At 49.6% G+C, this 496-nt stretch carries 1 protein-coding gene; it reads left to right on the top strand.

Going from position 1 to position 496, the window contains the following annotated elements:
- Positions 1 to 496, top strand: a 496-nt coding sequence (locus V7R42_RS19890; protein WP_443983604.1) for a flagellin N-terminal helical domain-containing protein, incomplete at both ends; no start/stop codon positions are given.

Below are 496 nucleotides of genomic sequence, written 5' to 3'. Positions count from 1 at the left end.
CACCACCATGTTCCAACGTGTTCGTACTTTGGCATCACAGTCGGCGAACGGTTCAAACACCGATGAAGATCGCCTAGCAATTCAAGAAGAAATTCGCGCATTAATGACAGAAGTTAATCGCGTGGCAACGGACACGACATTTGGTGGGCAGAACTTACTAAATGGTACGTACGAAGCCAACTTCCAAGTGGGTGCAGATGCGGTACAAACCATAGGCTTTAGTATGCAAAATGTTGGCGGCACAGCGAATTCGTTGTCAGCTGACGGTGGTTTTACACTTTCTGGTATTGCAAGCATAGCGAGCGCAGTGACGGGAGAAACGTTGTCGGGGAACGTAGCAGGAGTCAGCGACAATGCAACGGGTACAGCCGTAGGCGCAGATTATAACTTTGCTGGCGTTTTCCAAGCAACGGCGATAAGCGTTTCAACGCAGCAAAATGCCCAAGCGGTACTGGCCGGTATGGACAATCTGATTGCAGTGGTAGACAAAAAGCGT

Source organism: Alteromonas sp. S015 (assembly GCF_036864485.1).
Taxonomy (GTDB): domain Bacteria; phylum Pseudomonadota; class Gammaproteobacteria; order Enterobacterales; family Alteromonadaceae; genus Alteromonas.
This window is presented reverse-complemented; position numbering and strand designations above follow the sequence as displayed.